22 protein-coding genes are annotated in these 21,812 nt (G+C 35.1%); 9 read left to right on the forward strand and 13 right to left on the reverse strand.

Annotated elements, in window-relative coordinates:
- Nucleotides 1-165: 165 nt before the first annotated feature.
- The 3 genes from BST91_RS05810 to BST91_RS05820 all read left to right on the forward strand — a co-directional run bounded on the left by BST91_RS05810 (nt 166) and on the right by BST91_RS05820 (nt 3,155).
- The gene (locus BST91_RS05810; RefSeq protein ID WP_085774809.1) at nt 166-1,911 is read left to right on the forward strand and encodes a DMP19 family protein; all 1,746 of its coding nucleotides are present in this window, start codon (nt 166-168) and stop codon (nt 1,909-1,911) included.
- Nucleotides 1,912-1,974: 63 nt separating this feature from the next.
- Nucleotides 1,975-2,523 (forward strand): DUF695 domain-containing protein, encoded by a 549-nt coding sequence (locus tag BST91_RS05815; RefSeq protein WP_157546906.1) that lies wholly within the window; start codon nt 1,975-1,977, stop codon nt 2,521-2,523.
- Nucleotides 2,524-2,720: 197 nt separating this feature from the next.
- On the forward strand, nt 2,721-3,155 hold the full coding sequence (locus tag BST91_RS05820; protein ID WP_085774811.1) for a WapI family immunity protein: 435 nt from the start codon (nt 2,721-2,723) through the stop codon (nt 3,153-3,155).
- Nucleotides 3,156-3,475: 320 nt separating this feature from the next.
- Here BST91_RS05820 and BST91_RS05825 read toward each other — a convergent pair whose 3' ends face one another.
- The 5 genes from BST91_RS05825 to BST91_RS05845 form a co-directional block, all read right to left on the reverse strand.
- Nucleotides 3,476-4,306 carry a hypothetical protein gene (locus BST91_RS05825; protein WP_085774812.1) on the reverse strand — a complete coding sequence of 277 codons (831 nt, stop codon included), beginning with the start codon at nt 4,304-4,306 and terminating at the stop codon, nt 3,476-3,478.
- Entirely contained in the window at nt 4,290-4,994 is a 705-nt protein-coding gene (locus BST91_RS05830) for a hypothetical protein (protein ID WP_157546907.1), read from the reverse strand. The genes BST91_RS05825 and BST91_RS05830 overlap by 17 nt, the downstream gene beginning before the upstream one ends.
- A 111-nt stretch (nt 4,995-5,105) precedes the next feature.
- Nucleotides 5,106-6,362 carry an aminotransferase class I/II-fold pyridoxal phosphate-dependent enzyme gene (locus tag BST91_RS05835; RefSeq protein WP_085774814.1) on the reverse strand — a complete coding sequence of 419 codons (1,257 nt, stop codon included), beginning with the start codon at nt 6,360-6,362 and terminating at the stop codon, nt 5,106-5,108.
- A gap of 198 nt (nt 6,363-6,560) precedes the next feature.
- Nucleotides 6,561-7,601 (reverse strand): PLP-dependent cysteine synthase family protein, encoded by a 1,041-nt coding sequence (locus tag BST91_RS05840; RefSeq protein WP_042279181.1) that lies wholly within the window; start codon nt 7,599-7,601, stop codon nt 6,561-6,563.
- Between the two features lie 61 nt (nt 7,602-7,662).
- Nucleotides 7,663-9,708, reverse strand: a complete 2,046-nt coding sequence (locus BST91_RS05845; RefSeq protein ID WP_085774815.1) for a S9 family peptidase — start codon at nt 9,706-9,708, stop codon at nt 7,663-7,665.
- 138 nt (nt 9,709-9,846) lie between these two features.
- Between BST91_RS05845 and BST91_RS05850 the strand changes: the two genes are divergently transcribed.
- Entirely contained in the window at nt 9,847-10,170 is a 324-nt protein-coding gene (locus BST91_RS05850; protein ID WP_085774816.1) for a YbaB/EbfC family nucleoid-associated protein, read from the forward strand.
- A gap of 3 nt (nt 10,171-10,173) precedes the next feature.
- On the opposite strand, the gene BST91_RS05855 is transcribed toward BST91_RS05850, so the two are convergent.
- Both BST91_RS05855 and aroB read right to left on the reverse strand, forming a co-directional pair.
- Nucleotides 10,174-10,464, reverse strand: a complete 291-nt coding sequence (locus BST91_RS05855; RefSeq protein WP_042279188.1) for a hypothetical protein — start codon at nt 10,462-10,464, stop codon at nt 10,174-10,176.
- Between the two features lie 107 nt (nt 10,465-10,571).
- Complete coding sequence (gene aroB, locus BST91_RS05860; protein WP_085774817.1) at nt 10,572-11,645, reverse strand: 3-dehydroquinate synthase; 1,074 nt, start codon at nt 11,643-11,645, stop codon at nt 10,572-10,574.
- 208 nt (nt 11,646-11,853) lie between these two features.
- On the opposite strand from aroB, the gene BST91_RS05865 reads away from it, so the two are divergent.
- Nucleotides 11,854-13,023 carry a proline dehydrogenase family protein gene (locus tag BST91_RS05865; protein ID WP_085774818.1) on the forward strand — a complete coding sequence of 390 codons (1,170 nt, stop codon included), beginning with the start codon at nt 11,854-11,856 and terminating at the stop codon, nt 13,021-13,023.
- A 39-nt stretch (nt 13,024-13,062) separates the two neighbouring features.
- Here the strand turns inward: BST91_RS05865 and BST91_RS05870 are convergent, their stop codons facing one another.
- On the reverse strand, nt 13,063-14,295 hold the full coding sequence (locus tag BST91_RS05870) for an FAD-dependent oxidoreductase (protein WP_085774819.1): 1,233 nt from the start codon (nt 14,293-14,295) through the stop codon (nt 13,063-13,065).
- Between the two features lie 86 nt (nt 14,296-14,381).
- Here BST91_RS05870 and BST91_RS05875 point away from each other — a divergent pair, with 86 nt between their 5' ends.
- The 3 genes from BST91_RS05875 to BST91_RS05885 all read left to right on the forward strand — a co-directional run bounded on the left by BST91_RS05875 (nt 14,382) and on the right by BST91_RS05885 (nt 16,221).
- A complete protein-coding gene (locus BST91_RS05875) occupies nt 14,382-15,308 on the forward strand; it encodes a mechanosensitive ion channel family protein (RefSeq protein ID WP_060522399.1) in 927 nt (308 codons plus the stop codon).
- Entirely contained in the window at nt 15,301-15,573 is a 273-nt protein-coding gene (locus BST91_RS05880) for a DUF3817 domain-containing protein (RefSeq protein ID WP_042279193.1), read from the forward strand. Before BST91_RS05875 ends, BST91_RS05880 begins: the two co-directional genes overlap by 8 nt.
- Nucleotides 15,574-15,654: 81 nt before the next feature.
- Nucleotides 15,655-16,221 (forward strand): PAS domain-containing protein, encoded by a 567-nt coding sequence (locus BST91_RS05885; protein ID WP_085774820.1) that lies wholly within the window; start codon nt 15,655-15,657, stop codon nt 16,219-16,221.
- A 51-nt stretch (nt 16,222-16,272) separates the two neighbouring features.
- Here the strand turns inward: BST91_RS05885 and mltG are convergent, their stop codons facing one another.
- The 3 genes from mltG to dapF are packed head-to-tail and all read right to left on the reverse strand — an operon-like array spanning nt 16,273 to nt 18,603.
- Nucleotides 16,273-17,313, reverse strand: a complete 1,041-nt coding sequence (gene mltG / locus BST91_RS05890) for an endolytic transglycosylase MltG (RefSeq protein ID WP_085774821.1) — start codon at nt 17,311-17,313, stop codon at nt 16,273-16,275.
- Entirely contained in the window at nt 17,306-17,821 is a 516-nt protein-coding gene (locus BST91_RS05895) for a GNAT family N-acetyltransferase (RefSeq protein ID WP_085774822.1), read from the reverse strand. Before BST91_RS05895 ends, mltG begins: the two co-directional genes overlap by 8 nt.
- Nucleotides 17,821-18,603: a diaminopimelate epimerase gene (gene dapF, locus BST91_RS05900; RefSeq protein ID WP_085774823.1), complete on the reverse strand. Its 783-nt coding sequence runs from the start codon at nt 18,601-18,603 to the stop codon at nt 17,821-17,823. The genes BST91_RS05895 and dapF overlap by 1 nt, the downstream gene beginning before the upstream one ends.
- Before the next feature lie 152 nt (nt 18,604-18,755).
- Between dapF and BST91_RS05905 the strand changes: the two genes are divergently transcribed.
- Nucleotides 18,756-20,171, forward strand: coding sequence for a trypsin-like peptidase domain-containing protein (locus tag BST91_RS05905; protein WP_085774824.1), 1,416 nt, complete (start codon nt 18,756-18,758; stop codon nt 20,169-20,171).
- 56 nt (nt 20,172-20,227) lie between these two features.
- On the opposite strand, the gene BST91_RS05910 is transcribed toward BST91_RS05905, so the two are convergent.
- Both BST91_RS05910 and BST91_RS13200 read right to left on the reverse strand, forming a co-directional pair.
- The gene (locus BST91_RS05910; protein WP_085774825.1) at nt 20,228-20,752 is read right to left on the reverse strand and encodes a DUF4251 domain-containing protein; all 525 of its coding nucleotides are present in this window, start codon (nt 20,750-20,752) and stop codon (nt 20,228-20,230) included.
- A 53-nt stretch (nt 20,753-20,805) separates the two neighbouring features.
- The gene (locus tag BST91_RS13200; RefSeq protein WP_211280409.1) at nt 20,806-21,696 is read right to left on the reverse strand and encodes a T9SS type B sorting domain-containing protein; all 891 of its coding nucleotides are present in this window, start codon (nt 21,694-21,696) and stop codon (nt 20,806-20,808) included.
- Nucleotides 21,697-21,812: the final 116 nt, after the last annotated feature.

A 21,812-nucleotide genomic window follows, 5' to 3' on the forward strand; every position in this document is an offset into this window, starting at 1 on the left:
ATTAGGCAACAAAGAAATGAGGTAAAAAACAACTCTTTTTTCCCGGTTTGGGTATCTTTGAGAAAACAAAACACTAACCAAACCAACGACTACCGTACACAATAGAACTGAGTGAACTAGCCATAATCTGGTCGTGTTAATTATAATATTGAACGAACATTTCTAATGAAAAGAATAATTACTATTTCTGTAATAATGATAACCTTATTAAGTCTATTCGGTTGTAAAGTTAAAAATGAAAACGACCCTTATTGGCAATTCAATAAAGCTGAACATTTTCGACCTAAACTGAATAAAGGAGAATTCTACAAATTAAGCGGTTATGATTTTGGATGGTTTGCTCTTGAACCAATGTCAAAATTTGTAAAGGACAGAGAACACGAAATCGAAAGAGGTAAATCATTGTCTTATGGACAAAAAGCACTCTATTATTGGTGGTATTTAGATGCCCAAGTAACAAATGGTGGATTTGTTCAATTCTACTATAATGGTTATGGACCATATATTCCAACAATAATAAAAGGATTAGAACACATTGGGGATACAGAAATGTCTAATCTGGTTAAAAAGGCAGATAAAATCTATCAAAAAAACAAAAAGTTAATGGACAAGGCTCAAAAAAGTGATTTGTTCGAAAGCGACCTCTACGACAGACTCGATGAGATGTCTTTACTTGATGACGACTACTATGAAATGAATGAAAAGACGATGTCTTTAATTGAAGCTTACATTCGTAATAACCCCAACGAATTTTGCCTAGATGAAGATGGTAAAGAATTTGATATCAACTTTACAGGACTTTGCACGACCTTATATGATAACAAAAAAATCAAAGAAGAGTTTCAGCTTGAAAAAGGTGTAATAAATGGAAAATTCAAATCCTTTTATGAAAACGGCAGACCTAAAGAAATAATACATTATCTAAATGGTGAACATACGGGAGAGCTGAAAGAATTTTATGAAAATGGAAAATTAAAATATAAAGTAACTAAAGAACCATTAAAAAATGTTTTCATACACGAATGGTTCTATGAAAATGGAAATCCAAAAAAACTCGAATCAAAACTAATAGATAAAAATGAAAGAATTGGCGAATACAAAGAATGGTTCGAAAATGGGCAACTCGCAGAAATAGGAACATACAAATCAGGTTATGAACGTGAAGGAAAATGGTTAGAATATTATGAAAATGGAAACCAAAAAGTTGATGCCGAATTTATAAATGGAGATTATAGACTTAAAAACCATTGGAATGAAAAAGGAGAACATACTTTAATAAATGGAACTGGCTATAGTGAGTTTTATGCTAAACCATTTTTTGAAGATGATGTACCTGAATTCTATTATCGTGAATACAAAAATTATGTAGCTCACGGTGTTTGGAAAGAACTCAAAAACGATACTCTTCAGAGACTTGTTAATTATCAAAACGGAAATCGTCACGGCATTATGGAGACTTTTTACAATAATGGAAAAATTGAAAAACGCACTATCTATGAAAATGGAGAATTAATTTCAGAAGAAAAGTTCTCTAAATTTAAGAACCCAAGAGTCAAAACGAATATTGTTTCCTATTTATGTAAAGGATGCTATGAGGAAAATGAAGATTATCAACTACCAGATAATGAGCCAAAACCAATAAATCATCTTGAATTGGCAAAGTACTTTAAAGTAGAAGTGTCAATATTTGAGGAATATGGAGACGACAAAATTATATCATACGGTTATTATGTATTTGTAAATGAAAAAGGTAGTGTAGATAAAATAACTTTTGCAATTGCAGATAATATGTGGTTAGATGAAGAAGTAAAAGGAAGTATGTCAAAATTGAAGTTTAAACCAGCCTTGAAAGATGGAAAACCAATTAAAAGTATACATTACGTTCGATATAGATTAAAACTAACTGAATAAATCACAATAGGTTTAAGTATAAATTTCATGTTTTAATTGTTTCTCAATAACACGTAAATTTATATGTACAATTGCTGGACGATACCTACGGACATTAAGCAACCGTCTGAACAAAATAAGAATATGGGAATATTTGACATATTTAAAAGAGACAGAGAAAAAATTGATTGTAATTCGATGAAGGATTCTTCTGACTTGTATCCGCAAAATTCAATATCGATAGTTATGGTTCAAACCGACTCTGGAAAACCTGCAACTGGATGGGTTGACTTGGCTTATGTAGATTACAAATACAAAAAATGCTGTCCGTTTAATTTGCAATTCAATATCGAGATTTCTGATAATCAAGCTGAATCAGAAGAATTGGACTTTGGAACTATTGAAGACTACTTTATAAACGAATTGAAAAAAGGATGTATTACTCATCCTGTTGCGAGAGTTCCAACGGACTTTGGATTCATAATGGATATCTATATTGATAATGCCGAATTTGCATCACAAAAACTAGCTGAAATATATGAAAACCCGAATAAATTAGTTGAATTTGGATGTGGGTTTAATAAAGACTCAAAATGGAAAGAGTACAATCGAATAACTAAATTGACAAAATAAAAGCTGTTGCTAACACTGGCTATACAAAATCACTCAGTTCCTGCTCATCCGAAAATTCCTGCGAAATTTTCTGTGGTTTGGATATCTTTGAGAAAACAAAATACTAACCAAACCAACAACTGCCGTACACTTTAGAAGGCTTCTTATTCTGCGTGAACTTTCCATAACCTGTGCGTGTCGTAACACATTTTGAGAAAATGACCATACAAAACGAAATTGGAACTCGAAAAATTGAACTAAATGTAGGAGATTCGGAAGCTGGGTATTATCCAAGTTATCGTTTAAACATAAAGATTCTGACTGAAGAATTAAACGCGGAATTTAAACGTCCGATTTGGATTGCTTTAACAGATTTGGAATCGTTTACTCAAAAATTAACCGAATTGGATAAAACCAGAATTGGAAATGAAAAACTGGAAAGCATGAGTCCTAACGAATTTCATTTAAGGTTTCGGAATATTGATAATCTTGGACATTTAGCTGTTGAATTAAAGGTAAGAAAAGAAAGTCCATATCAAAATGATTATTCTGATTTAGTAAAAGTTGAATTTGAAATAGACCCAACTACTTTCCCAGAAATAATTGACGAATTGAATGAAATAAAAACTATGTGCAACAAAGAACCGAGGTAAAAAAGCAACTCATTCTAGAGCTTTTTTATTGGATAGAACTTGTGAAAATCCGTTCACAATATCATCCAGATTACTATTTAATATGCTTGTTACGGAAGTTCATTACACATCAACATAAAAGCTTATTTTCGGCACCTTTTTTTGAGACAGACAGTTGTGGAATGATGACTAGGTTTTCAGATCGTTTTGGCTTGTTAAAACGCTCTCTTGATGCACTGTATAATAATTGAATGTTTTTCTGATTACGCTTTCGCGAAAGCGTATTCAACACTTACCTATAGCATAACTGCTATAAACCTAATTTAAGAGCTCTTATACAATTAGGGCAAATTGGATCGTCTAGCATTTCTTCTATTAAATCGTTTCTGTTTTTTTAGTAAAAAATATTTACGACGTTTTTCACTAATAGATAAGTCATCATGGTCCCGACTTAATAAATCTTTAAGTTCCTGATCCTCGGTTATAATTTGGCGGCTTCTTTGAGCATTGGATAAATTGTCAACATGATACCTCACTCCTAACGATAAAGTGAAAAAACTAGCAGTTTCAAAATTTTCAATGAGATTAGGTGAAGCTTTTATATCATAAAAACCTTGCTCAAAACTAGGTGAAAGTACCATTGAAAAAGAGTCTGCAAAATGATACTCTAGCGCCGAACGAAATTTGAGTAAGGAGCCTGAGTCTCTAAAAACTCCATTACCTTGTTCGGGAGATTGTCGATTTCTAAATTGAGTGTAACCATAACCTACATCTACTCCAACTCTAAACTTGTTGTGAAGAACAAACTCATAACCGGCAAAAAAATAGGCATTAAAACGATGCGACCTGTCATAAGTTCCTGTATCTAAAGGGTTATCGTTTTTGAAGTAATCAAAGTTCAAGGCTCCGCCTAGATACACGTTTTTATACGGATAAAACTGTAATCCTGTTCCAAATCCTAGCCTACCTGTAAAATTGGACCCAACAAAGGAATCACCTGTAGGAATGGGCTGTTGTAAGTACCAGTCGAAAGCAAATATTCTGCGACCTGAATCCTCGCTGGTAGAACTATTTAATATAGGATCATTATCTTGTTCCTGAGCTGTGGATTCACTAAAAATTCCTAGGACTAACAAACAAGCGATAAAGAAACTTCTAGTAATTGATAACATAGGTTTGTGTATTTGCATCAATTTGAATAGTGCTTGTTGTGGTACTCGTACCATTAAAAATGCTTACTTCCATTTGTGATGGAGCTAGTGTGGTTACAGGAGCTTGTTGTGGATTCTCAGAAGCTGAAACTCCAATAAATTGAGGATTACACTCAAAGTTCTCTATAGAACTGGGTAATTGAAAAGTTCCATTTTCATAAAGTAACGGACAGTCCATCGATTCTGCTACAATTTGTATGTCAAGATCGTTATTCACTCCTGTAGAACTTTGAAAAACTAAAATCACATCGAGTTCTTCCTTAATAGGAACTTCAGGAATAAGTAATTCTAAATTTGTAAATGATTTTTTATTAATGCGATAATCTTGTAAAGGTTGGTCATCTCTATATACGGTTAGATAAAAAAGAGAATTAGTTGCTGACAAGGCTGTCATTTCAATTTTTCCCTCATTATTTGTAAAAGCACTTCCTAAAATGAAATCACGATCTGGCTCAGAAAACTTTGCGTTGTCTCTAGAAAACAACCTGTTTATGATACGATAATTAGACAGTACAACTTCTATATCGGTTGCTCTGGAACCGTCAGGTTCCATAATAGTAGCTTCTAAATATAATCGCGTATCGTTTTCTAAACGAGGTGTACACGCTACAATTACCATTAAAAAACTACAAAGCAAAAGATATTTCATATAGTCGGTTTTACTTGAGATGTAAAATAATCAAAAAGGTTGCGTGATAGGCGAGTAAAATAAAAAACCCGATGTTGTCACATCGGGTTTTTTATATATAAAATGTAAAAATTAAGCCATTGCTTTTGCAACGCTTGCGCTTAATCTTTTATAAACACCACCTTCTAAACGGTCACGAATAGCAGAGAATGCGTCTAATGTTTCATTGATATCATCCATGGTATGTGAAGCTGTAGGAATCAATCTTAATAGGATTAATCCTTTAGGAATAACTGGATAAACTACGATTGAACAGAAAATACCAAAGTTTTCTCTTAAATCTTTAACTAGAGCCATTGCTTCTGGTATACTTCCTTTAAGGTATACAGGTGTTACACAAGATTGTGTAGTTCCTATATCAAAACCTCTTTCTTTAAGACCACCTTGCAAAGCATTTACGTTTTCCCAAAGCTTGTCTTTAAGTTCAGGCATAGAGCGCAGCATGTCTAATCGCTTCAATGCTCCTTTAACTAATTGCATTTGCAGAGATTTTGCAAACATTTGCGATCTTAAGTTGTATTTTAAGTAATCAATGATTTCTTGATCTGCCGCTATAAAAGCACCAGTACTAGCCATTGATTTTGCAAAGGTCGCAAAGTACACATCGATTTGATCCTGTACTCCTTGTTCTTCACCAGCTCCAGCACCTGTGGCACCAAGAGTTCCAAATCCATGAGCATCATCTACAAAGAGTCTGAAATTGTATTTTTCTTTAAGTGCAACAATTTCCTTCAATTTACCTTGCTCACCACGCATTCCAAAAACACCTTCTGAAATTACGAGTATACCACCGCCAGTTTGTTCAGCGATTTTGGTAGCTCGTTGTAAATTCTTCTCAATAGATTCAATGTCATTGTGTTTATAAGTAAAACGTTTACCGTGGTGCAATCTCACACCATCGATAATACAAGCATGAGCATCTACATCATAAACGATTACGTCATCTTTAGAAACAAGCGCATCAACTGTAGAAACCATACCTTGATACCCAAAGTTCAATAAATATGCAGCTTCTTTATTAACAAATTCTGCTAACTCGTTTTGAAGTTGTTCGTGTAAATCAGTATGACCACTCATCATACGAGCACCCATAGGATAGGCACTACCATATTCTGCGGCAGCTTCTGCATCTACTTTTCTTACATCAGGATGATTGGCAAGACCCAGGTAGTCGTTTACACTCCATGTAATAACTTCTCTACCATTAAACTGCATGCGATTTGCAATAGGTCCTTCTAATTTAGGAAACACAAAGTAACCTTCGGCTACACTTGCCCATTTTCCTAGTGGTCCTTTATCCTTGTAAATTTTCTCAAATAAATCCTTCATAAAACCGATTTCTAATCGGCAAATATACGATATACTGCAAAACTTAACGGATATTGAGCACGTACAGCGACGTTAAATTATCAATAATTGTTGATAACGGTCGGATATCCAGTAACTTTTAAGAATAAAAATCTAGGTATCAAAAAATCATATTTGATACTCTAAAAAAATACAAGTAATTTAAGGTAAGTTAACTACTTATTTAACGTACTCAATGTGTTGCTGAGTAGCTGTTGATACCGAATCAAAGAAACCTTGCTCTTCCATCCACTTATCGTTGTATATTTTACTCATATAACGAGATCCATGATCTGGAAAAATAACTACTACAACTGCATCCTTATCAAAAACTCCTTGTGCAGCTAATTGCTTTGTAGCTTGCATGGCTGCACCACTAGTATAACCTACAAATAATCCTTCATGCTGCGATATAAAACGAGCCATGTGAGCAGCGTCTTCATCTTTTACTTTGGTAAAGCTGTCTATAGCTTCAAAATCTGTTGCTGTAGGAATTAAGTTTTTACCGAGTCCTTCTATTCGGTATGGGTAAATCTCGTTTTTATCAAACTCTTGAGTCTCGTGGTACTTTTTAAGAACACTACCATATGCATCAACTCCCAAAATTTGAACATCTGGATTTTGTTCTTTTAAAAATCGAGCTGTTCCTGATATAGTTCCTCCTGTACCACTACAAGCTACAAGGTGCGTGATTTTACCTGCTGTTTGCTTCCAAATTTCAGGACCTGTGCTGTTGTAGTGAGCGTCTATATTAAGTTCATTGAAGTATTGATTAATATAGATACTGTCTTTAATTTCCTCGTGTAAACGCTTTGCTACTTGATAATAACTGCGTTCATCATCGGCGCTTACATGTGCTGGACATACATACACTTTGGCACCCATAGATTTAAGCATGTCAATTTTATCGGCACTTGATTTTGAACTTACAGCCAGAATACAGTCATACCCTTTTATACGACTTACCATAGCAATACTGAAACCCGTGTTACCACTTGTAGTTTCTATAATTGTATCGCCTGGTTTTAAGATTCCTTTTCGCTCTGCTTCTTCTATGATATGTAAAGCAATTCTATCTTTTGAAGAGTGTCCTGGATTGAAAGCCTCTACTTTTGCATAAAAATTACCTGAATATGGGGCTACTTTTTCTGAAAGCTTAATAAGTGGTGTTTCTCCTATGAGTTGCAACACATTATCGTAGGCTTGTATATCTTGGTTCATATATAGGGTTTACTGTGTGTCCATTTTTTGGCACAAACGTGGCAAAGTTACACAAAAATTATCAGTCTGTAATTCCTTCTAAATCAAGAAGAAAAGCATACTCAAGCGCTACTTCTTTGAGTGCATCATACCTACCAGATGCACCGCTGTGACCGCTTTTCATGTCGGTTTTGAACAAGAGAAGTTTGTCATTTGTTTTGCTTTCGCGTAAGCGGGCTACCCATTTTGCTGGTTCCCAGTATTGAACTTGTGAGTCGTGATAACCCGTTGTGACAAGAATATTAGGATAATCCTGCTCCTTTATTTGATCGTAAGGACTGTAACTAAGCATGTATTGATAACTGTCTTTATGGTTGGGATTACCCCATTCGTCATATTCACCTGTTGTTAATGGAATAGTGTCATCAAGCATGGTACTAACGACATCAACAAATGGTACAGCACTTAATATACCGTTGTATAGTTGTGGTGCCATGTTTATAACCGCTCCCATAAGTAATCCACCAGCACTACCACCGCTAGCATACAATTGTTCATTGGAAGTATAGCCTTCTTTAATAAGATGTTCACTACATGCAATAAAATCTGTAAACGTGTTGCGCTTTTTAAACATTTTACCGTCTTCATACCAAGTTCTTCCCAAATACTCACCACCGCGTATGTGGGCGATAGCGTATATAAAGCCTCTATTAAGTAAGCTGAGTCTAGCTATTGAAAAGTAAGGATCTATAGTTGCTCCATAACTACCATAACCATATAGCAGTAAAGGATTACCGGTTTCCTTTTTCATACTAGTCTTGTAAACCAAGCTTATTGGTACTTTGGTTCCGTCTGGTGCAGTAGCCCAAACTCGCTGTGACGTATAATTACTAGGATCAAAATCTGGGTCCTCTACAGGTTGTGTTTTAAGTACCTTTTTCTCTCTAGTTTCCATATCAAACTCTATAACGCTTGCTGGAGTGGTTAATGAGTTGTAGACATAGCGTAATTTTGTTGTATCAAACTGTAGATTGGCACCAGTATATGCCGTATACGTTTCATTATCGAAAGGCAGAAAGTAATCGGACGTGCCATCCCATGCTTTGATCCTAATTCTATTAAGTCCATTAAAGCGATCTGAAACTACAAGGAATTTTTCAAAAAGATTAAAATCCTCTAGAAGAACATCGTTATCATGTGCTATTAAGTCTTCCCAATTTTCCTTTTCGGTAAGGTGCAAGGGCGTTTGCATAATTTTAAAATTGGTAGCTCCATCTTTATTAGTCATGATGAAAAAATGATCCTTGTAATGCGCTACACTGTATTCTAATTCCTTTTCTCTTTCTTGAAATAATTGAAAATCAGCGTCTGGTTGATTAGATTTTATAAAACGGACCTCATCAGATAAAGTAGAAGAGGATTTAATCATTATAAACTCCTGCGATAGCGTTTTATACACAAAGCAGTTGTAAATCTCATCTTCTTCTTCAAAAACCAATTCACCATCATTATCAGGGTTGGTCAATTTATATTTAAAAATGCGATTTGCTCTTAGAGTTTCTGGATCTTTTCTTGTGAAAAAGAGAGTATTGTTGTCTGCTGCCCAGGTGGAACCACCAGTGGTTAGAGGAACAGCTACATCCAGTAACTCACCTGTCTCGAGGTTTTTTACCATAAGAGTATATTCTCTTCTACCCTTTGTATCAATTCCAAAAGCGGCCAATTTATTATCAGGCGAGATATTCATCCCGGTAAACTTGTAAAAGTCGTGACCTTGAGCCATTTCATTTACATTAAATAGCAGCTCTTCTTTTTGAGTGGCGTCATTACGCCTGTAATAATATGGGTAGCTCTCACCTACTTCCATTTTGGTATAATACCAATATCCGTTAAATAGATAAGGAACCGATTCATCATCCTCTTTAAGTCTACCTTTTATTTCTTGAAAAAGAGATTCTTTAAGATCATCGGTATGAGCTGTCATGGCATCGTAATAATCATTCTCTTGTTCCAGATACGAAAGAACCTCTGGTGCGTCTCTTTCTCTCATCCAGTTGTAGTGGTCGATTCTTTGATGTCCGTGTTTTTCGTGAACGTGCGGTATTTTTTTTGCCACAGGTAACTTCATGTATGCTCTTTTTTTAACCGGCGCAAGATACGCAGATATTACCAAGCAATTGTCATCGTTAACTCACTATTCAATAAGCATTTCAAATCATGACTGTAAGGTTATAAATGTCTATTTTTGCAAATAAAATTTAGAGCTATGTTTGGAGATATGATGGGAATGATGGGAAAAATCAAAGAAGCCCAAGAAAAAGTAGAAGCTACAAAACAACGCATGGACAGTGTATTAATAGATGAAAAGTCCAGCGACAATCTGTTAAATGTTACGGTTACAGCTAGTAGAAAAATTAAAAACATCTCTATCGATCCAGAATTGTTAGAGGACCAGGAACAGTTAGAAGACTATTTAATTTTAACTCTTAATAAGGCATTAAGCAAAGCGGAAGGTATTTATGACCAAGAAGTAGCGGCAGCTGCAAAAGATGGAATGCCTAACATTCCAGGTATGGATATGTTTAAGTAACGATCAAACCTTTTTTCCTTGCGCATCCATTTCAGGTAGAGCATCTGGGTCATCCATACTTTTTTCATCGTAATCGTCAAGGTCAAAAGCATCCATTTGAGCACTGAGGCGTTTGGAGATTTTAACCAAGTATTTTGTATCCTCAGTTAATACTTCAACCGCTTCAATGGTTTCATTTTTATGGTTTTTGAAGGTTATGATGTCTTCATCGCCGTAACCAGCAGGATACTTTTCTACGAGTAACGCTACCATTTCTGGCGTGAGCTTTTTGTAGTCTACAATAACATTTTTCATAAGACTAGAATTTTGAGGTGTTCTAAAATTAGAAAAAACTAATTACACCTCAACTTCTTCTAGACATTTTTAACTTAAAAAAGAGCTTTTCAGGAAGTGAATAACGATTAAACTGTAGCCAATTCATTGAAAGCTAAAACAATATCCTCATTTTCCACCTTTTGATCAGTGACAAAATCGCCTATACTAGACAAAAGAACAAATCGTATTTCTCCATTGACATTCTTTTTATCATGAGCCATCAATTGAATCATATCTTGTATATCACGGTCAGTAAATGAAAAAGTAAAGCCAAGTCCTTTGTACCAGTTTTTAATAGAATTGTATTCTAATTGAGATAAACCAGTATATCTAGTACTTAAAAAGGACTCTACAAGTATTCCTGCAGCCACAGCCTCGCCGTGCAAAACATCAGGTTGATCTGGTTGAGTTAGGCAAAAAGATTCGATAGCATGACCTGCTGTATGCCCATAGTTAAGAGCTTTACGAGCCCCTTTTTCAGTAGGGTCGTTAACTACAACGTCATTTTTAATTACGGCGCTTTGAAAAATTAAATGATCAAATACGTCATTATAATAGTTTTTACCGGCATTAATCATGTCGTTCCAATATGCCTTATCAGCAATTAGACCGTGTTTAAACATCTCGATGCTTCCATTGACTAATTGCTGCTCATCTAGAGTACGTAAAAATCTTGTATCAATTAAAGTCATTATAGGTGGAACAATAACTCCTATTTGATTCTTAAGTGGTCCTAAGTCTACACCGTTTTTGCCGCCTATTGCTGCATCGACCATACCTAACAAACTGGTAGGAACGTGGATAAAATCAACACCTCTTTTAATAGTGCTAGCTACAAATCCACCTAGGTCTGTAATTACGCCACCACCTAGATTGATTACAAGACTGTTTCGGTCTATTCCTAATTCGACCATCGCGCTCCATACTCCACTACAAGTTTCAATTGACTTATGTTCTTCTCCAGGATCAATGGCGATTACTTCAATTCTACTTTCAGTTTTCAATTCTGGCATAAAAACTGGATAACAATGATCCATCGTGTTTTCATCGACCATTATGAAAATAGAGCTAGGTTGCTTAGTTTGTAGGTACTCATTAAGCTTAATGTAGCTTTCTTCTTGAAAATAGATGTTGAATAGGTGATTTTCAATTGATTCCATATATAGAGTCAAATATTTTTACTTTGATTAAAACTGTGCTTCCCTCGCCTATATATAGGCTTCGGTCGCGAAAGCTTACCGCTAAAAAATCGTTCAAAACCGGTAATTTTCTTAACATTGCCAAAAGTAAGTCCGACTGTGTGAAAAAGTCGATTTTTACGACAAAATTATCAGTTTCCTAAATCGTTTTCGCAATTATATTTGCATTATGGCAGACAATCCTTTTAATAATACAGAACGTGCATTTGCATTAAAGAGTAATACAGATTTAAAAAAATCTCATTTCATCTTTAAAATGATGGATAAACCATGGTTAGTAAACTTTGGTTCCAAAGCTACTGTACTAGCACTTAATTTAAACCTACCCATAAAAGGGCTTATTAAGAGCACCATTTTTGAACAATTCTGCGGTGGTACTACCGAGGATGAATGCATGCCACTTGTAGAAAAAATGTACAGTAAAGGTGTGAGCTCCATACTGGATTATAGCGTTGAAGGTAAAGAAGAGGAAGCAGAATTTGATAAGGTTGTGGACAAAAAAATCCAACTTATTAAAAAAGCTTCTACCAGTGAAGCGCTTTCCTTTGAAGTAGTAAAACCAACAGGTATTGGCCGCTTTTATATCTGGCAGAAGGTTACGGAAAAACAACCTCTTACTAGTCAAGAACAAGCAGAATGGGAACGCATACAGCAACGTGTTGACTTAATTTCAAAAACTGCTGCTCAGTACGATGTGGCGTTGCTCTACGATGGTGAGGAAAGTTGGATGCAAGACGCAGCCGATGATTTGATACGTGATATGATGTTGCGTTATAATAAAGACAAAGCCATAATTTATAATACGGTACAATGTTATCGTCATGATAGGTTAGAGTATATTAAAAACCTATATGAAGATGCGACCCAAAATAATTTTATTGTAGGAGCCAAAATAGTACGTGGTGCTTATATGGAGAAAGAAAGAGAACGTGCTGCCGAAATGGGTTATCAATCTCCTATTTGTATCAATAAAAAAGCAACCGATGCGATGTTCAATGACGTTATGCAGTTTATTCTTGATCGACTAGACCGCATCAAATTATGTATAGGAACTCATAATGAACACAGTACACTGCTAGCAATGGATATTCTTAAAGAAAAAGGAATACCTGCTAACCATAACGACGTTTGGTTCGGTCAACTTTATGGAATGAGCGATAATCTAACCTATAATCTTGCTCATAAAGGTCACAACACCTTTAAAATATTACCTTTTGGTCCAATTAAAGACGTGATGCCTTATTTGATTCGAAGAGCTCAAGAAAACACTTCTGTTGCAGGACAAATGGGTCGTGAATTGCTATTAATTAAAGAAGAAATTAAACGAAGAGGAATATAAAATTCCTCTTCATATAAATACACAAGGAATAGTAGGAAATTAACCTACTACTACCCTATTTTCAGATTTATCGATTACAGCTTGTGCTGCAGCGGCACCGTTAAGCATCGCCGCATTTAAAGAGGAATTACTCAAATGATCACCAGCAAGAAATACATGCTGCGTAAGTTGCGTTTCAGTACTTGGTAACGCATAATTAAGGTTATTAAGCACGGGCAACGCCTTCTTAATCTTGAAATATTTGATCATGTCACCTAGCTCTATTCCAGTTTCCTGCTTCAATTCTTGAGCAAGCAAACTTGATAGCTCTTCTTCGGTTTGTGTGTAATTCTTTACCACCGTAATACTTATTACTTTTTGATGATTTGGGAATACATCATGTAAAAAATGGAAATTATTAGCATATCCATTACCAGTGAGCAATCCAATAATAGGCTGTTTGAATCCTTCATGGTCGGTCTTAAAATAAAATACTGTAGTTTGTTTCCAGTCTTGTTGTTGGTTACGTAAGTTAGGTACAACATCACTTGCTGGCGTAGCAACTATAGTATAATCGCTTTGAACTTGACTACCATCCTTAAACGTTAATTGATTCCCGACTACCTCGAGTAATTCTTTATTGTAGTTAATGTCAATATCATTAGCGAGTTGTTCAGGAATAGCCTTAATTCCATTTGCAGGAACAGTTGCGTTTCCTGTTGCAAACATTTTGAATACAAACTCAAACATTCGGCTGCTCGTTACCAATTTATCCTCAAGAAATATTCCTGCATAAAAAGGCCTGAAAAAATTTTCAATAATTTTATCTGAAAAACCGTAATCTTTCAAGTATTGCTCGGTCGTTATCTCAGGTGTTGAAAATATGTCCGATAGTGATTTTTGTTTAAGCTTTCGCGAAAGCGTAAAAACCTTCCATTTATCTCCTAGGGTACCTATTCCAGCAAATATCGTAGGTAATAAAAATTTAAGATCTCTAGAGGCATCACCTAATTTGTAGGTACGGCCGTCTTTAAAGATTACAGCTCCAGGAGCAAATTTGATTAAGTCTAAAGAGGACGTGTCTAAATACTCTTTTACTGCTGGATATTCATCTAACATTACTTGAAAACCCAAATCCATTATTACGTTGTTCTCAACAATAGTATGTACGCGTCCACCTGGATGAGTGTTTTTATCAAATATGATAGGTTCGTATCCTTGATTTTTAAGAGTTTGAGCAGCTACAAGTCCACTTACTCCAGCACCAATAATGACTATCTTTTTATTCTCCATGCCACAAAAATAAGGTCGATCACTTAATAAAAGCTTATTTAGTTAAAGCTTAACAAATTAATAAGCAGCTCTATGTAATTTTAAGTATGTTGAATTTTCAAGAACTAAATGAAGTACCCGTAGATGAAAAAATCTGGGATACTACCGTACAGATGTACGACAATTTCATCGCCTTTTTACCTAGATTAGGTTTAGGTCTCGCTATTATCATACTGGGTACTTTAATCGCCACATTAATTGGGCGATTAACAACCAGTAGTGTAAAATTGCGCACCAAAGATCCCTTGATGAGCAGGTTCTTAGGACGTGCGATACGTTTTACTATTATCATCGTTTTTATCATGGTTGCTCTACGCGCTGCTGGATTGGGAGATATAAGCGCCGGTATACTGGCCACTGCTGGTGCAAGTGCCGTGGTACTAGGATTTGCTTTTAAAGATATAGGACAAAACTTTATTGCAGGAGTAATTTTAAGTTTTAATCGTCCTTTCAATGTTAATGATACCGTGGAGATAGGTGATAATTTTGGAAGAGTAAAAGCATTGATGTTTAGATACACAAAATTAAAATCATTTGATGGTAAGGATGTTTATATCCCAAATTCAGATGTGATAACTCAACCGGTTACCAATTATACTGAAGACGGATTCTATAGATGGGATTTTGTAGTAGGAATTGATTATGACGAGGATATAGAACTGGCTAAATCGACCATTATGCGAGCTCTAGAAAAGGATGAAAAAGTAATAAGTGATGAGAACCATGTGAATTACGTTATAGAAGATGAGCTTGCAACGAGTACCGTTAATTTAAAAGTTTTCTTTTGGGTAGATACATTAGATTTTGGTTGGAAAGCAAATAGCACGCGCGGTCGAGTGATAGGACGAGTAAAACGCGCACTAATGGAAGAAGGCTATTATTTACCGGCAGATATTCAGGAAATTAAACTGTACGGAAAGGATTCTGAATTACCTTTGTCACTCACTGATAAAAGACTGAAAAAAGATGCTTAAATTCTTTAAATATCTTGCTATTGTTGAAGGCTATTCCTTCCTTCTTATTTTATTTGTTACTATGCCATTGAAATACCTGGCTGACTTTGGTTTCCCCAACAAAATTGCTGGTATGGCACATGGTTTTTTATTCTTGGCTTATGTAGTAGTTGCCATATTAGTTGGAGCACAACTTAAATGGAAATTTAAAACTACTTTAATAGCCTTGGTCATGTCAGTTGTTCCTTTTGGAACATTTTGGTTTGAGGAAAAATACCTGGCTTAAACAGAATTTTAATATCGATAATTTCATAAAAATTGAAATAATCGATAATGTTGTTGAACTAGTCACCAAAAAACAGCAACAATGAGCAACAGCCTAACAGATTTAATGTGCCTTGACATTTACTTATCCAGTTTAAATGACAAAGAATACCAATCCATTCAAAAAGAATTAGAAACAGCTGAACCTAAAATGATGCCACTCCTGTCTTGGGATATCTTCATGGATGGTAATCACCGTTACACTTCTGCTCTTAAAAGAAAACAAGATCTCTTCTCCATAAAAAATTTAGCTAAGGAGAATCAGTGGAATAACAACATTGAAAATCTATTTGAGTCAATGGATTATGAAGCGATTATCGTCACTGACAAAGATCAAAAGATAATTTGGGTAAATGATGGATTTTCCGAAATGACAGGATATTCTACTCAATTTGCAATAAACAAAACACCACGATTCCTACAAGGAAACCAAACTAAAGAAGCTACTAAAAACCGTATACGTTTTAAAATTAAACAACATAAACCTTTTAGTGAGGTGATTGTAAATCATAGAAAAGATGGTACCACTTACAAATGTAAAGTGAACATCATTCCTTTATACCATAATCAGACAACGCACTATATTGCTTTTGAAAAACAAATTGCTTAAATAAATAGGCGATGTAGTTCCTTGATTAAGTAGTTATCCTATATTTTCTTATTATTTATTATTCTTTTTAATCCACCTGCGATAGGCAGCTGCATTAATATTGTGTTGTGTAAGTGTTTTAGCAAATTTGTGGTAACCAAAATTTTGTACGTCGGCAACGAAGTAAAAGTAATCGTGATTTTCTGGTTGTAGAACAGCATTAATAGCGTCAATATCGGGTGTTACGATAGGACCAGGTGGCAATCCAGCATTTTTATAGGTGTTGTATTCACTATCTATTTCTAAATGCTTATAAAGAACCTGTTTAATAACTTGATTGAAATCACCGTCCTTTTTCTTTTTTGCATAAATTACGGTAGGATCGGCATCTAGTTTTATATTCTTTTTTAGACGATTCAAATACACACCAGCTACTCTTGCACGCTCATCCTTCATTGCTGTTTCCTTATGAACAATACTTGCTAAAATGTAGGCTTGTGATGGAGAAAGGCGCTGCTTGCTAGCAAGACTTCTTCTATTCTCGTTCCAGTATTGCTGGTGATAGCTGTATAATTTATCTCTTAAAGAGGTTGCGGTGGTATTCCAATAACTGTCATACGTGTTAGGTAAAAATAAGGTCAAAGCCTCTTCCCTACTTACTCCTGCCTTATTAAGAAAAGTAGAATCGGTAAATGCTTTTAATAGACTTAAACTATCTGGTTCTACTTGAGCCGCAAGCCTTCCTGCTAGATCCTCAATTCGTTCCTGATTATTAAATCTAACTTTTACAGGAGTATTACCACTGCGCAGCGTATTAATGATATCGTTGTTAGAACTTCCTTTTTTAATTAGAAACCGACCTGCCTTTACATTTTCATGATATTTTTTGCGAACAGCCGTTTGATGCAACGCATCTCGATCTTTTACAGCATCGGCAAAAATTAGGAATGCCTTGTTATAATCTGCATCACTTGGTATGAATACCTCATAGGTTTCAGATTCAAAATTGGTATTGGGTGATAAGAAAGTGGTATAAACTTTATAGGCAAATCCTGCCATAAACAACAGTCCTACTAGGACTACTCCTAAAATAATTTTGCGGTATTTATTCATTAATCAATTGATAAATCAGTTCGTCTTTATAACCATCTGGAGTAGCGATCCAGTCTTTTTTTATTCCGCTTTCGCGAAAGCGTAATCTCTCAAACAACATTCTACTAGCTACATTATCCGTAGATATACTAGCATGTAGCTGGTGTAATCTAAGGTGTTTAAAAGCATATTCAATCATGAGTTGTAAACCAGCACGCGCGAGACCTTTTTTACGATGAGGTGTATCGATAACAATTCCAATTCCGGCACGATTATGAAATGGATCAAAATCATAGAGGTCTACCAAACCAGCAATTTGATCGCTATGGGTACAAATGGCTAGTCGCAGCTGCTTAACTTCATAAATATCTCGGTGAGCATTTTCTAAATACTCTCGTATAGTAAATCTAGAGTAAGGAGCTAGTAAATTACCTACTTCCCATAATTCAGGATCATTCTCTAGCTGATAGATGTATTCCATATCAGCCAGATCAACAGCGCGCAGGTAACAAGTTTCATTCCTCATCATCATATATTAATGTTTCCTTTAAAGACTTGCTGGGCTGGACCCGAAAGCCAAATATCAGTATAGCCATTATCTTGGTTTACAAAACGCACAGATAATTCGCCACCTGGAGTTACTAGTGAAACGTTTGTATTTGTCGTATGACTTGTAGCGTGCATGGCTAGAGCAACCGCAGTAACTCCTGTACCACAGCTATAGGTTTCATCCTCTACACCGCGTTCATAAGTACGCACTTTATAAGTACCGTGAGAGATGGGTTCAACAAAATTAATATTGGCGCCTTCATCACCATAAACTTCATGTCGCAACTTTCTTCCTTCCTCAACAACAGGATAATTATCAAGGTCTGCCACTAATTGCACATGGTGTGGTGATCCTGTATTTGTAAAGCAATAATCTCTATTATCGTCTACCTTATTGACATCAATCATTTGAAGGCTTATGGTTCCGTCGTCATTAACGACCGCATCGTGCTTACCGTCAATAGCATTAAAGGTAGTTTGCTTTTCAAAGATTCCTAAAAAGTGAGCAAAACTTACTATACAACGACCACCATTACCACACATAGTACTTTCATTACCATCTGAATTGAAGTAAACCATGTTAAAATCTAAATGAGCATGATTCTCTAATAAGATAAAACCGTCACCACCAATTCCAAATCTTCTGTCACAGATACGTGCAATTGTTTTGGCATCTTTTTTGGTAAAAGATAAATCGCGATTATCTACTATGACAAAATCGTTTCCTGTGCCTTGATACTTATAAAAGGTGAGTGAATCCATGATGCAAAAATACTATCAATTATACTAAAATTAAGGATGTAAATGCATTGTTTAATATGATATCAATCCATTGTTAATTAAGGTTAATTTGACGGTATAAAAACAATGAATTACATAATTTTAAGTTCAATAAGAAGCTAAAAAAGAAAGAAATGAAAAGTTTAATCAAAAATTTCGGTATGGCTGTTTTAGGTGGCGCTGTTGTTTTAGGTACTTATAAAATAGCCTTTGAACCAGAGTCACAAATTGCCGCACAACAATCACAACAAGTTGCTAATGAAGTACAAACACCAGTACTTCCTGTAAAGAATGTTAATTACACTAATTCTATAGAAGGTATCGATTTTACCGAAGCAGCAGAAAAAACAGTGCATGCTGTGGTCCACGTAAAAAATACTACTATAGCTCGTGGTGGTATGTCTATTGCCGATCTTATGTATGGTAGAACACCTTATCGCCAGGCAGTAGGAACTGGTAGCGGTGTTATTATAACTGGTGATGGGTATATCGTAACTAATAATCACGTTATTGAAAATGCACAAAGTCTAGAAGTGACATTAAATAATAACAAAACTTACAAGGCAGAACTCGTGGGAACTGAACCTAATAGTGATATTGCCCTATTAAAAATAGAAGCTGATGAAGAATTACCTTATGTAGTTTTTGGTGATAGCAATCAAGCTAAAATTGGTGAATGGGTACTGGCTGTAGGAAACCCTTTTAATCTTACAAGTACTGTTACCGCTGGGATTATAAGTGCAAAAGGACGTGATCTAGATGAACGCGATAGAAAAATGCAGTCTTTTATTCAAACTGATGCTGCTGTTAACCCAGGAAACTCAGGTGGCGCATTAGTCAATCAAAATGGGGAATTAATTGGTATCAATACCGCAATTGCTAGTCGAACTGGTTCCTATGTAGGATACTCTTTTGCAGTTCCATCAAATAACGCTCGTAAGATTATCGAGGATCTTATGGAATTTGGATTTGTACAGAAAGGGATGCTAGGAATATCAGGAACAGACCTTAATGGTAACATTGCTGATGAAATGGGAATTGATGAGAGTGAAGGAATATATGTTGCCAAAGTGGTTGAAAATTCTGGTGCTGCAAAAGCGAATCTAAAAAATGGTGACATTATTAAAAGTATTGATGGTTTAAAAATGAAAACCTTTGCAGATTTAACTGGATACATTTCGAGTAAAAATCCAGGTGATATTGTTTATGTGAGTTACCTAAGAAATGGAGTTCAAAAACAAGCTCAAATTGAAATAACAAAAAACAATACGGTTCTCATTCCTCAAATTGAAATGGAAGTACGTAATCTTTTTAAAGAGGATCAAAAGATATTTGATACTAAAAAAGGTGTACGTATCACAAGAACAACAGGTGAATTATCTAGATATGACATGAGAGATTATATCATCACCAAGGTGAATGATTATGAAATTACGAATATTGACGATTTACAAGAAATTTTAAGAGAAGTAAATCCTAGAGAGACACTATTGATTCAAATGAAAAACAGTCGTGGCGAAGTAGAACGATTTAGATATACAATAGATTAATTAGAAATGTTGGTTAATAAAGTACCGCTATCTTTATTTCAAGATAGCGGTATTTTTTATTGATCAACCAATTGAGCGTCATAATTCATGAAAGTTCTACTAGTAGAAGTAACATAAATTTTTGAAAATCCATGTTTTAAAAATTCAATAACAAACTCATGGTTCTCATCCTTACCAGAAGCATTAAATTTTCTAGTTATCATCTTCCTTTCTTCATTAATAATGATTTCATCATCACTTATGGGAGCTTCCACTACAATTCCAGGATTAGACATATAACGTGTAGAAAGCCTTTGTTCTCCATAAAAAGGAAGTTGAGTAAACAAGGAATCATTTCTTAACTCAAAAGTTACAGACTCACCTGATAGGTTTATACGATTGGGAGAATCACCTCTTTGCATCGTGACTTGGGTTAATACCTGATTAGTAGCATTTGTATTAAAGGGGTACGCTACAGTTACATCAAGTTTAAAGTCATTAGTCGCAATACCTTTTACACGATTAAAATCTTCGACCGTATAAGTTTTAGAAGAACTACATCCTATTATAAAAAATAAACATAAAAATAGAGAGAAACGCATTTTTATTTTAAAGTTACCTATTTAAATTCTTAAAACACTTAATATTCTAATAATTAACGTATTAGTGAAAAATGACCCGTGATGGATTTATTATCATAGTCCAATTTGAACCAGTAATCACTACTTGGTAAAGGTTGCCCGTTGTATGTACCATCCCATCCCACTCTAACTGCAATATCATTTATCTCCTTGATCAACTTACCGTGTCTATCAAATATTTGGAGTCTGGCATCTGGGAAGTTTCTTAACCCTTCAAAATTAAAATAGTCATTAAAACCATCTTGATTAGGAGTAAAAAACTGAGGTATAATTATTCTGTTGTATTCTTGTTGAACTACCGTACAATTTAGTCTATCACGAACAAAAACAGTTACTTGAGTAAAGGTAGTAATATCAAAATTTGGCAAATCAGACCACCTTAAGCCGTCAATACTGTATTGAAAATTTGACAAGTCAGTATTAGACAGTGTTACTTGTAAATCATTTCCAATAACGATTATTTCATCAATTATAGGAGCTTCGGTAATTGTTACAGTAAATGTCGCTGTAGAAGAACAACCGTCGTTGTTAATTACTTCTACGGTATAAATTCCTTCAGTATCAACTTCAATAGTTGGTGTACCTTCTCCTGTGCTCCATACGTAACTTGCTGGTGAGAATTGAGGATCTAGCACTACCGTTTCATCAGGACAAATTTCGTAATCTTGACTCGTAACATTTGGACTATTGAAGGCTAGGAAATCAATAGCAACTCTAGAATTTGAAACACAACCGCTTTGAATATCAACGGTTTCAACGTAATAAGTTCCTGGGATGGTTGTGGTATAATCATTGGAATCATCATGAATAGAGGTTCCACCTGTAGGCACGGTGTACCAAAAAGCGGTGGTCCCATTAGGCAAGGTTACTTCCATTTCTTCAGAAATACCATCACAAGCAATCACTGGATTTTGAACTGGAACTGCTAGCGGAACTGTAACATCACGAAATTCGAAAACATCAGAAAAGTTTACGCATTGTGAATTGGATAAATTAACAGCATCTTCGGCTACTTTGACTC

The organism is Nonlabens tegetincola, from assembly GCF_002117085.1.
GTDB lineage: Bacteria > Bacteroidota > Bacteroidia > Flavobacteriales > Flavobacteriaceae > Nonlabens > Nonlabens tegetincola.